The 13261-nt window shown below is 66.3% G+C and carries 13 protein-coding genes and 1 tRNA gene; 10 read left to right on the plus strand and 4 right to left on the minus strand.

The annotated features are described in order from the left end of the window. Positions 1-2: 2 nt before the first annotated feature. Both SAMIE_RS03610 and SAMIE_RS03615 read right to left on the minus strand, forming a co-directional pair. Positions 3-413, minus strand: coding sequence for a DUF2147 domain-containing protein (locus SAMIE_RS03610; RefSeq protein ID WP_232037360.1), 411 nt, complete (start codon positions 411-413; stop codon positions 3-5). Between the two features lies 1 nt (position 414). Further along, on the minus strand, positions 415-1143 hold the full coding sequence (locus tag SAMIE_RS03615) for an AcvB/VirJ family lysyl-phosphatidylglycerol hydrolase (RefSeq protein ID WP_126516915.1): 729 nt from the start codon (positions 1141-1143) through the stop codon (positions 415-417). Between the two features lie 146 nt (positions 1144-1289). On the opposite strand from SAMIE_RS03615, the gene SAMIE_RS03620 reads away from it, so the two are divergent. From SAMIE_RS03620 to SAMIE_RS03660, 9 genes are all read left to right on the plus strand, one after another. Next, positions 1290-1733, plus strand: coding sequence for a PDZ domain-containing protein (locus tag SAMIE_RS03620; RefSeq protein ID WP_126516727.1), 444 nt, complete (start codon positions 1290-1292; stop codon positions 1731-1733). Beyond that, the gene (locus SAMIE_RS03625; RefSeq protein WP_066698902.1) at positions 1702-2379 is read left to right on the plus strand and encodes a winged helix-turn-helix domain-containing protein; all 678 of its coding nucleotides are present in this window, start codon (positions 1702-1704) and stop codon (positions 2377-2379) included. The genes SAMIE_RS03620 and SAMIE_RS03625 overlap by 32 nt, the downstream gene beginning before the upstream one ends. Positions 2380-2394: 15 nt before the next feature. Then, complete coding sequence (locus SAMIE_RS03630) at positions 2395-3744, plus strand: sensor histidine kinase (RefSeq protein WP_066698900.1); 1350 nt, start codon at positions 2395-2397, stop codon at positions 3742-3744. Positions 3745-3980: 236 nt separating this feature from the next. Next, complete coding sequence (gene kdpF, locus SAMIE_RS03635; protein WP_066698899.1) at positions 3981-4070, plus strand: K(+)-transporting ATPase subunit F; 90 nt, start codon at positions 3981-3983, stop codon at positions 4068-4070. A 15-nt stretch (positions 4071-4085) separates the two neighbouring features. Continuing rightward, positions 4086-5789 (plus strand): potassium-transporting ATPase subunit KdpA, encoded by a 1704-nt coding sequence (kdpA, locus tag SAMIE_RS03640; protein WP_066698898.1) that lies wholly within the window; start codon positions 4086-4088, stop codon positions 5787-5789. Between the two features lie 13 nt (positions 5790-5802). Continuing rightward, positions 5803-7839 (plus strand): potassium-transporting ATPase subunit KdpB, encoded by a 2037-nt coding sequence (kdpB, locus tag SAMIE_RS03645; RefSeq protein WP_066698896.1) that lies wholly within the window; start codon positions 5803-5805, stop codon positions 7837-7839. Between the two features lie 11 nt (positions 7840-7850). After that, complete coding sequence (gene kdpC, locus SAMIE_RS03650) at positions 7851-8438, plus strand: potassium-transporting ATPase subunit KdpC (protein WP_066698895.1); 588 nt, start codon at positions 7851-7853, stop codon at positions 8436-8438. Then, positions 8435-11104, plus strand: a complete 2670-nt coding sequence (locus tag SAMIE_RS03655; protein ID WP_066698891.1) for a sensor histidine kinase — start codon at positions 8435-8437, stop codon at positions 11102-11104. Before kdpC ends, SAMIE_RS03655 begins: the two co-directional genes overlap by 4 nt. Then, a complete protein-coding gene (locus SAMIE_RS03660; RefSeq protein ID WP_066698888.1) occupies positions 11101-11796 on the plus strand; it encodes a response regulator in 696 nt (231 codons plus the stop codon). Before SAMIE_RS03655 ends, SAMIE_RS03660 begins: the two co-directional genes overlap by 4 nt. Before the next feature lie 25 nt (positions 11797-11821). Here the strand turns inward: SAMIE_RS03660 and SAMIE_RS03665 are convergent. Beyond that, a tRNA-Lys gene (locus SAMIE_RS03665) sits at positions 11822-11897 on the minus strand. A gap of 43 nt (positions 11898-11940) precedes the next feature. After that, on the minus strand, positions 11941-12441 hold the full coding sequence (gene folK, locus SAMIE_RS03670) for a 2-amino-4-hydroxy-6-hydroxymethyldihydropteridine diphosphokinase (RefSeq protein ID WP_066698886.1): 501 nt from the start codon (positions 12439-12441) through the stop codon (positions 11941-11943). A gap of 164 nt (positions 12442-12605) precedes the next feature. Here folK and SAMIE_RS03675 point away from each other — a divergent pair, with 164 nt between their 5' ends. Continuing rightward, on the plus strand, positions 12606-13232 hold the full coding sequence (locus SAMIE_RS03675; protein WP_066698883.1) for a 50S ribosomal protein L25/general stress protein Ctc: 627 nt from the start codon (positions 12606-12608) through the stop codon (positions 13230-13232). Positions 13233-13261 lie beyond the last annotated feature (29 nt).

A 13261-nucleotide genomic window follows, 5' to 3' on the forward strand; every position in this document is an offset into this window, starting at 1 on the left:
GCTCAATCCACCCTTGGCCGCGACCAGATCTGGCTCTTGCAGATCCACGAGCCGACGAGGCATCCCGAAATCCGGACATGTGTGGGGTCTACGGATCGGATCGTCGAGGAAAAAGTCCGCCCGATGTCGGGCACATAGACGCGCCCGCTCCATCTGCCGCGACCGTCCGCCTTGTAATCCTGCAACAATTGCGTCCCGACGAGATGCGCGACACCGGCATCCTGCGCGTCGGCCAGCGCTTCGCCATTGGCCCAGCGCACCCATCCGCAAAGCCCGCCCTGACAGGGGGCGGTGGCCACGATGACGCTGCCGCGCGGGTTGATCCATTCTCCCGCAAGAGACGGCTCTCCCTGTGCCATCCCCGGCAGCGCCAGCATCCATGCCGCCCATATCGCGATAAGGACTCGCGTCACGTCACCGCCCTCCCGCTACGCCGGATGAAGCCATCGCCCGGCGCATGACCGCATAGACAGCATCATCGTCCCGGCGCAGCGGATGGCCGCCGGGCAGGAGGACGGTGCGGACGCCGCGCTGATGGAGCAGCCGACACAGGCCCGATGCCTCCTCGCGCCCGCCGATGCACAGTGTCGGCGCCCAGCCAAGGCCGCGTGCAGTCGGCAGCGCAGGCTCTTCATGCATCGCGAAGGTGAATATCTCCGTTGGCGAGGCGCGAAACGCGACTGTGGCGCCCGGCACGACAAGAATGATCTGCCCCACCGCTTTTCTCGTCGCGGGTGGCAGTCCCGCCAGCGCCACCTGAAGCATGTCCGCGCCATAGGACTGCCCGACCAGCAGGAGCCGCGCCTGACGGTTGATCTTCCACGCCTGCCGGATCGACCGGTCGAGCAGCGCTTCGGCCTCCTGCGGCGTGCGCCGGACATTGAAATAGGCGAGCGAATTGACGCCGATCACGGGAATGCCGTCCTTCACCAGATGATCGGCGATCATCGGACCCATCCCCAGACGAAAGCCCATGTCGCCCGACCAGAGGATAGCGACCGGCTCGCCGGGGCGGGGGCGATAATGGCCGGGGACGATGGCGGTAAAGACGCTTCCGCCGATATAACCGAGCCAGGCGAATGCGGCCAGCAGCAGCGCGGCCAGCAAAGCGACTGCCGCCATCCCCCTCCTGCCCGCCTTCATCTGCACCCGCCTTCTCCTCCGGCATTGTCCTTTGAACAGCGGGCGATGTGACATGGCTGCGCCATCGGCGCGCTGACCCTCGCATGAACTTTATGTCATGTCCCTGTCAGTCCCGTGACACGCCTCATTCTCTAGAGATTCGGCGCATGGCGTGGTCTCCCCGATATATTTTCGCAGCGGCCATGCTGTTGGCGGCGATCCCGCTCATCCTGTCCATGCGTTACCCGCGCTCCCCTGCAGCGGCCGTCGTCGTCAGCGATGCGATGGGGCTTACGCTGGGAGAATATGCGGGGCGGCGGGTCGTCGTGACCAGCCTGCGCAGCCGCGGCCCCGCCGACCGAAGCGGGATCAGGGTCGGCGACCTGCTCGATGCGGTCGCTTCCCGGCGGGTTTCGGGCCTGATCGAAGCACAGCGCCTGATCCAGAACCGCCTGCCGTGCGGCGAAACGCTCCACCTCCATCACGGACCCATTCCCTATGAAGCGCGAATTTGGCAATGCAGGACACCCGGCGAGGGGAGAAGCCGACACGTCGCCGCAGGACAGGAGCGCAAGGGGGATGGGACGAAAGATATTGCTGGTCGAGGATGACCGGACCACCGCCGAATTCATCCTCAAAGGACTGGCCGAACATGGCCATGTCGCCGACCATGCCGACAATGGCCGCGACGGCCTCTTCATGGCGACGGACGGCAGCTACGATGCGGTCATTCTGGATCGCATGATCCCTGGCATGGACGGCCTGGCGGTGCTGGGCGCGCTGCGTGCCGCAGGAATCGAAACGCCGGTGCTGTTCCTGTCGGCTCTGGGATCGGTCGACGATCGCGTCACCGGGCTGACCGCCGGATCGGACGACTATATGGTCAAGCCCTTCGCCTTCGCCGAATTGCTGGCGCGGCTTGAACTGTTGATGCGCAGGCGGGGCGCTGGCACCACGGTCGAAACGACACTGGCCTGCGGCACGCTGACCATGGACCTGCTGAAGCGCGAGGTGCGGCGCGGCGACCGGCCCATCGACCTTCAGCCCCGTGAGTTCCGCCTGCTCGAATATCTCCTCCGCCACGCAGGGCAGGTGGTAACGCGCACCATGCTGCTAGAGGGCGTCTGGGACTATCATTTCGATCCCGGCACCAATGTCATCGACGTGCATATCAGCCGCCTGCGCCGCAAGGTGGACGGCGAAGGGGACACGCCCCTCATCCTCACGGTTCGCGGCGCGGGTTATCGCCTTGGCTGATCCGTATCCCGCGCCATGACACGCTGGCTGCGCTCGTCCCATGCCCGTTTCATCGGCCTCATCCTGCTGCTCGAACTCATCTTCGGCGCGGCGCTGCTGCTGTCGGTCACGCAGCTCGTCCGCAGCAATCTGGATGAAGCCGACATTGCGACCGCGATCGACATGCGCGATGCATTGCTGGCGATCGGCCGGGACGAGGGAGGCAAGGCGCTGGCGAGCGCCGTCGCGGAGCAGGCACGCGACGAGAAGGACGCCGTCATCCTGCTGATCGGCCCCGATGGCCGGATCGTCGCGGGCAATCTTTCAGGCTGGCCGCCCAACATCCCCGGCCGCACCGAAGGTATCCGGGCCAGACTCTATCGCCTCGGCGACAGCCAGCCCGGCCCGTTCATCATCACCGCCGCGCCGACCGTCGACGGCAGCCGCCTGCTGGTGGGCGAAAGCACCGACGACAGCGACCAGATCCGCTCGACCATCGGCGGCGCGCTGCTGACCGCGCTGCTGACCGCGCTGCCGCTGGCAGCGGTCGCCGCATGGCTCGTCGTGCACATCATCGACCGCCGCATCGTCCATATCGCCGAAACGGCGGCGCAGGTCGGCGCAGGGCGCATCGACCACCGCGTCGCGCTCGACGGGTCGGGCGACAGTTTCGACATGCTCGGCGGCACGATCAACGACATGCTCGACCGCATCGTCGGGCTGCTGGCGGAACTGCGCACCGTGACCGACAGCATCGCGCATGATCTGCGCTCGCCACTCACCCGCCTGCGTGCGCGCATCGACCGCGCGATGCTCACGGACGATCCCGCCGCCCTGCGCGAGGCGGTGGACGGCATCAGCCGTGAAGCCGACGCCCTGCTGGCGATGCTGGCGACCGCGCTGGAGGTCAGCCGCATGGAGGCGGGCATCGGGCGGGAGCGCCTGTCGCCTACCGATCTCGCGCTGCTGCTCGCCGACATCGGTGAACTCTACGAACCATTATGCGAAGAACAGGGAAGGGCGCTGCATATCGAAGCGACCGGCCCCGCCATAGCGCCTGCGCATCGCGAACTGCTGGGGCAGGCTCTGTCCAACCTCATCGACAACGCGCTCAAATATGGCGAAGGCGCGATGACTCTCTATCTCGACCAAGCGCCCGACGCATGGCGCGTCGGCGTCGCCGACAGCGGTCCCGGCATCCCTGCGGAACGGGAGGCGGACGCCCTGCGCCGCTTCGGCCGGCTCGATCCGGCACGGGGCATAGCGGGCGCGGGCCTTGGCCTGTCGCTGGTCTCGGCGGTGGCGGGCATCCATGACGGCGCGCTCCGTTTCGCGCGCAGGGAAGGGCAGTTCGCCGTCGAAATGTCGATCAGCAAGGGCGGTTGATCGCCAATCATACGCAAATACTATGGGCGGCGGCGGTCCTGTGTCTCGATTTCCAACGCCCCGCTCTCCTACCTGAAGAACCGCAGACGAATCGGCGCCGCACGTCCCGTGGCCCGACGCCGTGCGGGAGACAGACTATGCAGGACATCCTCTGGATCGGCCTCACCCTCGCCTTGCTGGGCGCAACGCTCGGCTATGCCGCGCTGTGCGACAATGGCTGACGGGAGGGAGCCATCATGACACCCGACCTCTGGCTGGCGGCGGTCACCGCGCTTGGCCTTCTCTGCTATCTCGTGGCGGTGCTTGCCCGCCCCGAACGCTTCTGATCGCGGAGGCAATCCATGACATTTCAGGGATGGGCGCTCATTGCCGCCTTCGTCGTCCTGCTGCTCGCCATGACCCGACCGATGGGGCTGTGGCTGTTCGCGCTCTATGAGGGGCGCAGAACCCCGCTGCATCGCGTGCTCGGACCGGTGGAACGCGGTTTCTACCGGCTATCCGGTATCGACCCGGCGCAGGAGCAGGGCTGGCGGCGCTACGCTGTCCACATGCTGATCTTCAACGCGGTCGGCCTGTTCTTCACCTATGCCATGCTGCGGCTGCAGGGCGCGCTGCCGCTCAACCCGCTGGGAATTGGGGGCAACAGCGCCGATCTCGCCTTCAACACGGCGGTCAGCTTCACGACCAACACCAACTGGCAGAGTTATGCGGGCGAATCCACCATGTCCCCGCTCAGTCAGATGCTCGCGCTGACGCTGCATAATTTCCTGTCGGCCGCGACCGGCATCGCGCTCGCTTTTGCCCTGTTCCGGGGCTTTGCGCGGCGGGAGACCGGCAGCATCGGCAATTTCTGGGCGGATGTGACGCGCGTCACGCTTTACCTGCTGCTGCCCGCCTGCGTCCTTCTTGCGATCTTCTACATCGCGGGCGGCGTTCCCCAGACGCTGGCCGCATCGGTGAACGTCACCACGCTGGAAGGCGTGCGCCAGACCATCGCCCTCGGCCCGGTCGCGAGCCAGGAAGCGATCAAGATGCTGGGCACCAACGGCGGCGGCTTTTTCAACGCCAATTCCGCCCACCCGTTCGAGAACCCGTCCGCACTAACCAATCTCGTCCAGATGCTCTCGATCTTCGTGATCGGCACGGGCCTCACCTACACGTTCGGCAAGGCGGTCGGCAACGTCCGGCAGGGCTGGGCGATCCTTGCGGCGATGCTGACCATCTTCCTGATCGGCGTCACCGTTACCTACTGGCAGGAAGCGGCGGGCAATCCGATCCTTCATGCCCTCGGCGTTCCCGGCGGGAATATGGAGGGGAAGGAAGTCCGCTTCGGCATCGCAGCTTCATCTCTCTTCTCCGTCATCACGACTGCGGCAAGCTGCGGCGCGGTGAATGCCATGCACGACAGCTTCACCGCGCTGGGCGGCATGATCCCGCTCCTCAACATCCAGCTCGGCGAAGTGGTCGTCGGCGGCGTGGGCGCGGGCATCTACGGCTTCCTCCTCTTCGCCATCCTCGCCGTGTTCGTCGCGGGTCTGATGGTCGGGCGCACGCCAGAATATGTGGGCAAGAAGATCGAGAGCCGAGAGGTGAAGCTCGCCGTGCTGGCCATTGCGGTGCTTCCGCTCGTGATCCTGGGTTTTACCGCGCTCGCCTCGGTTCTGCCCGCCGGACTGGCCGGGCCGCTCAACAGGGGGCCGCACGGCTTCTCCGAAATCCTCTACGCCTTTACCTCGGGCGTCGGGAATAACGGGTCGGCCTTTGCAGGTCTCACCGCCAACACCCCTTTCTACAACGGCCTGCTGGGCGTTGCGATGTGGATCGGCCGCTTCTTCATCATCGTGCCGATGCTGGCGATTGCCGGGGGTCTCGCGGCGAAGAAATATGTCCCTGAAACCGCAGGCAGCTTCCCTACGACCGGCCCGCTGTGGACCGGCCTGCTCGTCGGGATCGTCCTCATCCTGGGTGGCCTCACCTTTCTTCCCGGCCTCGCCCTTGGCCCCATTGCCGATCATCTCGCGATGATCCGCGGCCAGCTTTTCTGAACGGAGCATCATCATGGCACGCCCCGCGTCCGCATCGCTCTTCACCGCCGACCTGATCCTGCCCGCGATCAGTGACGCCTTCCGCAAGCTCAACCCAAGGGAGTTGATACGCAATCCGGTGATGTTCACCACCGCCGTGGTCGCGGCGCTGCTGACGCTGCTGCTGTTCGTCGGCCATGATGGCCTCGCCACCGGCTTCAAGGTCCAGCTCGTCATCTGGCTCTGGCTGACGGTCCTCTTCGGCACCTTCGCCGAAGCGCTTGCCGAAGGGCGCGGCAAGGCGCAGGCCGCCTCGCTCCGCGCGACGAAAGCGGACTTGACCGCAAAGCGTCTGAAGGGGGACGGGCGGGAGTTTGATGCCATCCCCGCCAGTGCGCTGAAGCGCGGTGACATCGTGCTTGTCGAAACCGGCGACCTTATCCCTTCCGACGGTGAAGTCGTGTCCGGCGTCGCATCCGTCAACGAAGCCGCCATCACCGGCGAGTCCGCGCCCGTCATCCGCGAAGCGGGCGGCGATCGCTCGGCCGTCACGGCGGGCACGCGCGTCATCTCGGACGAAATCCGGGTGCGCGTCACGGTCAATCCGGGGCAGGGCTTCCTCGACCGGATGATCGCGCTGGTCGAAGGGGCGGAGCGGCAGAAGACGCCGAACGAGATCGCCCTGACGCTGCTGCTCGTCGGCCTCACCATCATCTTCCTGATTGCGGTCGGCACCATACCGGGCTTTGCCAGCTATGCGGGCGGCTCGATCCCGGTGTCGATCCTCGCGGCGCTGCTCATCACGCTCATCCCCACGACCATCGCGGCGCTGCTGTCGGCCATCGGCATCGCAGGCATGGACCGGCTGGTGCGTTTCAACGTGCTGGCGAAGTCGGGCCGCGCGGTGGAGGCGGCGGGCGACATCGACGTGCTGCTGCTCGACAAGACCGGGACCATCACCGTGGGCGACCGTCAGGCGACCGAGTTCCGTCCGGTCGGCGTTACCACGACCGCCACGCTCGCGGAGGCGGCGCTCCTTGCCAGCCTCGCCGACGAAACGCCGGAGGGCCGCTCCATCGTCGTCCTCGCGCGCGAAAAGTTCGGTCTGACCGCGCAGGCACTGCCCAAAGACGCGGAGATCATCCCCTTCACCGCCCAGACCCGCCTCTCGGGCGTTCGGATCGGCGACACGACCGTTCAGAAAGGCGCGGTGGACTCGATCCTGCGCGCCCATCCCGATGCGGCGGGGACTCCCGTCGCCGAAGAACTGCGCCGGATCACCGACGAAATCGCCCGCGCCGGGGGCACGCCGCTTGCCGTTGCCAAAGACGGCGAACTGCTCGGCGCGATCTTCCTCAAGGACATCGTAAAGGCGGGCATTCGCGAACGGTTCGGCGAACTGCGCCAGATGGGCATCCGCACCGTCATGATTACCGGCGACAACCCCCTGACCGCCGCGTCCATCGCGGCGGAGGCGGGCGTCGACGACTTCCTTGCGCAGGCGACGCCGGAGGACAAGCTGGCCCTCATCCGCAAGGAACAGCAGGGCGGTCGCCTCGTCGCGATGTGCGGAGATGGCACCAATGACGCGCCCGCGCTGGCGCAGGCCGATGTCGGCGTCGCCATGAACACCGGCACGCAGGCCGCGCGCGAGGCGGGCAACATGGTCGATCTCGACAGCGACCCCACCAAGCTGATCGAGGTCGTCGGCCTCGGCAAGCAGTTGCTGATGACACGCGGCGCGCTTACGACCTTCTCCGTCGCCAACGATGTCGCCAAATATTTCGCGATCATCCCGGCGATGTTCGTGGTGCTCTATCCCGGCCTCGGCGTCCTGAACGTCATGGGCCTCGGCACGCCTCGGAGCGCGATCCTCTCGGCGATCATCTTCAACGCCCTCATCATTCCGCTGCTCGTTCCGCTGGCGCTGCGGGGCGTGACCTATCGGCCCATGGGCGCAGGCCCGCTGCTGGCGCGCAACCTCGCCATTTACGGCCTTGGCGGCCTCATCGCACCGTTTGCGGGCATCAAGCTCATCGACATCGCTGTCAACGGACTGGGCCTCGCCTGAAGGACATAGCCATGAAGAACGACATCCTCACCTCCCTGCGCCCCGCGCTCGTCATGACCTTGCTGTTCGCGGCGCTGCTGGGCATCGCCTATCCGCTGGCGCTGACGGGCATCGGACAGGCGCTCTTTCCGGCGCAGGCCAATGGCAGCCTGATCGAGCGAGACGGCAAGCCTGTCGGCTCCACGCTGATCGGCCAGTCCTTCGTCACCGGCCGCTATTTCCATGGCCGCCCGTCCGCTGCGGGCAAGGGCTATGACGCCATGGCTTCGTCCGGCTCCAATCTCGGCCCGACATCCCGCGCGCTCATCGACCGCGTAAAGGGCGACCTCGCTTCCAACAGGACATCACCCGGTCAACAAGTTCCGTCCGATCTGGTGACTGCCTCCGCATCGGGGCTGGACCCGCATATCAGCCCCGATGCGGCCTTTTATCAGGTGCAGCGGGTGGCGCGCGCCCGCAACCTCGATCCTGCCAAGGTGCGGGCGCTGGTCGATGCCAGCATCGAGCGGCCATGGCTGGGCCTGCTCGGCGAACCGCGCGTCAATGTGCTCGAAATCAATCGACGGCTGGATGGCATCGGCGCTAACGAGAAACGATGAACGATCCAGGCCGTCGCGATCCGGAAGCCTTCCTGCGTCAGGCGGCGCAGGAAGGGCGCGGGCGGCTGAAAATCTTCCTCGGCGCGGCGCCGGGCGTCGGCAAGACCTACGAGATGCTGACCGACGGCATGCAGCGGCTTCGGGCCGGGATCGACGTGGTCGTCGGGGTGGTCGAAACCCATGGCCGCCGCGAGACCGAAGCGCTGCTGACGGGTCATGAGGTGATCCCGCGCCATGAAGTCGGGCATGTCGGCCATCGCCTCCGCGAAATGGATCTGGACGCGGTGCTCGCCCGGCGGCCGCAACTCGCGCTCGTGGATGAACTCGCGCACACCAACGCGCCGGGCAGCCGCCATCCCAAACGCTATCAGGACGTCGAGGAACTGCTGGACGCGGGCATCGACGTCTATTCCACCGTCAATATCCAGCATATCGAAAGCCTGAACGATGTCGTCGCGTCTTTCACCCGCGTGCGGGTGAGGGAAACGGTCCCTGACTCCATTCTCGAAATGGCGGAGATCGAGGTTGTAGACATCCCGCCCGACGAACTGATCGAGCGGCTGAAGGAAGGGAAGGTCTATATCCCCGCCGAAGCCAGCCGCGCTCTCCACCATTTCTTTTCCAAGTCCAACCTCACCGCCCTGCGTGAAATGGCGCTACGCCGCGCCGCGCAGGCGGTCGATGCGCAGATGCTGGACTATGTCCGCGCCCATGCGCTTGCGGGCAGCTTCGCCGCGGGCGAGCGGGTGCTGGTCGCCATCAGCGAAGTGCCGGGCGCGCAGGGACTCGTCCGCGCCGCCAAGCGCCTTGCCGACGCGCTCAAGGCGCCATGGTCGGCTGTCCACATCGAGACGCAGCGCAGCCTGCACCTTACGCAGGCCGAGCGCGATCAACTGGCCGACACCATGGCGCTTGCCTCGCGCCTTGGTGCTGCCACCGCCACCATTCCCGCCGCATCGGTGGTGGAAGGGCTGCGCCACGCCGTCGAGGATGCGCGCGCGACCCAGATCGTCATCGGCAAGTCGGCCCGTCCGTGGTGGTTCGAACTGCGCCACGGATCGGTGGTGGACCGGCTGGTGCGCGACATCGGCGACGTCGCGGTACATGTGCTGCCCGGCGACGGAGCGGAGCGGCATCCGCGTCCGCCGGTCAGGCTGGGCGGGGCGGGGTGGGGCCGTCCGGCCGACTATGTCCGGGCGATCCTCCTGATCGCGGCCACGACCGTCATCGGCCGCCTGCTCATTGAAACCATCGACCTCAGCAACATCTCGCTGCTGTTCCTGATCCCCGTCATGTTCGCCGCCGCAAGCTATGGCCTGCGCACCGGCCTCGTGTCCGGCCTGCTCTCCAGCCTTGCCTATAATTTCTTCTTCCTGCCGCCCACCGGCACGCTGACGGTCAACAATCCCGAAAATGTCATCAGCATCCTCGTGCTGCTGGGCGTCGCCATCGTCACCAGCCAGTTCGCCGCCCGCGTCCGTGCGCAGGCCGACCTCGCGCAATCGAGCGCACGCCAGAACGCCGCGCTGGCGAGCTTTTCGCGCCAGCTTACCGCCGCCGCGACGCGCGAGGAACTGATGCAGGCGATCTGCGCCGAAGTATCGCGCCTGCTGTCCGTCCGCACCGTGCTGCTGCTGCCGTCGCGCGACGGCCCCCAGCTTCGCGCCGCCTTTCCGCCCGAAGACCGGCTGGACCAGATCGAGAAGGCGGCGGCGCAATGGGCCATGGACAATGAACAGCCCGCCGGGCGCGGTTCCTCCACACTGACCGCGTCCGACTGGCTGTTCAATCCCCTTCGCACGACGCGGGGCGTGCTCGGCGCTCTGGGTGTCGCGCGGGAGGATGCGGGCGAACCGCTGCGGTCCGACCAGCGGCCGCTCCTCATGAGCCTGCTCGATCAGGCGTCCATCGCCTTCGATCGCATGGCGCTGGAGGAAGAGATGCTGGACGCGCGGCAGGTGCGCGATCGGGACCGGCTCCGCTCGGCGCTGCTGTCGTCCGTCAGCCATGACCTGCGCACGCCGCTCACCACGATCATGTCGGCCGCCCATGAATTGCGCCGCGCGCCGACTCCCGAACTGATCGACACCGTCGAGACCGAAGCAGGGCGCCTCAACCGCTTCGTCGCCAACCTGCTCGACATGGCGCGGGTGGAGGCTGGCGCCCTGCCGCTGAAGGTTGAGCCGACCGACCTGTTCGATGCCGTAGCCAGTGCCGTCCACGATACGCGACAGTCGCTTTCCGGACATGCGGTGCAGGTCGACATCCTGCCTGACATTCCGCTCGTGCGCGTCGATCCGGCGCTGCTTCACCACTGCCTCATCAACCTGCTCGACAATGCCGGGCGCTATGCCGACCCCGGCACGCCCGTCATCGTTCGCGGCCGCCGCCTTCCCGATGCCATCGCTCTATCGGTGATGGATCAGGGGCCGGGAATCCAGCCGGGTCTCGAAACCCGCGTCTTCGACACCTTCACCCGCTTCGAAGGATCGGACCGCGCCAAACATGGCACGGGCCTTGGCCTTGCGATCGTCAAGGGATTCGCCGAAGCGATGGGCCTGACCGTGTCGGCCGCCAACAATGCCGACCCGCCCGGCGCCTGTTTCACCATCACCATCCCGCAGGCGCTGATCCTTGCCGATCTGCGTGCAGAGGACATTCCATGAAGATGCGCCACAAGGTTCTGATCGTCGATGATGAACCGCATATCCGCAAGCTCATCCACGCTGCGCTGGCTCGGGCGGACTATGTCACGCTCGAAGCGGCCACCGCGCGGGAAGCGCTCGACCTCCTCAAACAGGAGCGTCCTGACATCAGCCTGCTCGATCTTGGTCTTCCCGATCGGGACGGGCTGGAACTCGTGCCTCTGTTCAAGCAGCACAGCGACACGACGCTCATCGTGGTGTCGGCCCGCGACGCCACCGACGAGAAGGTCGCCGCGCTCGATCTCGGGGCTGACGACTATCTCACCAAGCCGTTCGACACCGACGAGCTTCTGGCGCGCGTCCGCGTGGCGCTGCGCAATCGCGCGACGCGGGACGGCGGAGCGGCGTCCGTCCGGGCCGGGGATGTGGAGATCGACCTTCTCGCGCGCCTCGTGCGCAAGGCGGGGCAAGAAGTGCATCTGACGCCAAAGGAATATGGCGTATTGTCCCAACTCGCGAAATTCCCCGGCCGCGTGATTACCCATGCCCAGATCATGAACCATGTCTGGCCCAACGAGCATGACCATCACGTCGAATATCTCCGCGTCCTGATCCGCACCTTGCGGCAGAAGCTGGAAACCGATCCGCAGCAGCCGCGGATCATCGGCAACGAACTGGGCATCGGCTACCGGCTGAAAACCGATGCCGACTGACGATGCAGGCTGAAGGGGAGGATGATGGTGAGCCCTGCTGGATTCGAACCAGCGACCTACTGATTAAAAGTCAGTTGCTCTACCGACTGAGCTAAGGGCCCCCGCAGGGAGTGGACGACGCCCTAGAGGCGGGGAGGCGGATGGTCAACCTCTTGTCGCGCCTTTGGGCTTGCGCAGAACCGCTCTGCATTGCCGCACCGTGCGGCCGCTCCACGGGTCGCGCCAGCGTGGGGCCACGGCTTCTACCGGACGCAGCACGAAGTCCCGTTCGCGCCATGCCGGATGCGGGATCGTAAGCGCCCGCGACCGCCATCTGCCGCCGGACCAGAGGATGATGTCGATGTCCATGCTCCGTGCCCCCCAGCGGCGGTAGCGACGGCGGCCAAGGGCCGTTTCGACCGACCGGGCAAAGCACAGCATCTCCGGCGGAGACAGGGCGCTGCGCACGACGATGGCGGCGTTGGCGTAGAGGCGTATCGATGGGCCGAGCGGCGGCGTCTGAATGATCGGCGACATGGCGACCACCTCCGCCTGCGCCCCAAGCAGGCCCGCCGCCTCCCGCAGCAGGCGCGCCGGAGTCAGCCGCGCCGAAACAGCCCGGTTCGATCCCAGCGCCAGGACGTAAAGGTGATGCTTGCCCGCCATCGCCCACGCGCCTACCGCCTGAACGCGACGGTGGAAAGCGTCTCCGGCGCAATTCAGACCGGCCCTTGCCTTTCCCGCCCATTCTGCTAATGGCGCGCCTTCCCGCGATGGTCATCCCTGGAGGCGTGGCGGGTAAGGACATCATTAGCTTTTGGAGACACGCAATGAGCGAGCAGCTTACGCTGTCGGCAGAGGCACGCGATCGGGCAGGCAAGGGAGCCTCCCGCGCTCTCCGCCGCGAGGGCCGCGTTCCCGCCGTCATTTATGGCAATAATCAAGACCCGCAGTCCATCCATGTCGAGGAAAAGCTCCTCAACAAGCTGCTGGGCACCGGCCATTTCTTCAACTCGGTCATCATGGTCGAAGTCGGCGGCAAATCTGTCCGCACGCTCGCCAAGGACGTGGCGTTCCACCCCGTCTCCGACCGTCCGCTGCACGCCGACTTCCTGCGCGTTTCCGAACATGCCACCGTCAGCGTCAACGTGCCCGTGCGCTTCGAGAATGAAGACGCCGCGCCCGGCCTCAAGAAGGGCGGCGTGCTGAACGTCGTGCGTCATGACATCGAACTGGTCGTCGACGCCGCGCACATCCCCGAAGATGTCGTCGTCGACCTCACCGGCTTCGAAGTCGGCGATTCGATCCACATCAGCACGGTCAAGCTGCCCAAGGGCGCGAAGACCGCGATCGACGACCGCGATTTCACCATCGCCACCATCGTTGCCCCGTCCGCTCTCAAGAGCGCCGAAGGCGACAACGAAACCCCGGCCGAAGGTGAGGGCGAAGGCGAATAAGCCTTTTCCTGCCGACAGGTTTTTGCTCA

The organism is Sphingobium amiense, assembly GCF_003967075.1.
Taxonomy (GTDB): domain Bacteria; phylum Pseudomonadota; class Alphaproteobacteria; order Sphingomonadales; family Sphingomonadaceae; genus Sphingobium; species Sphingobium amiense.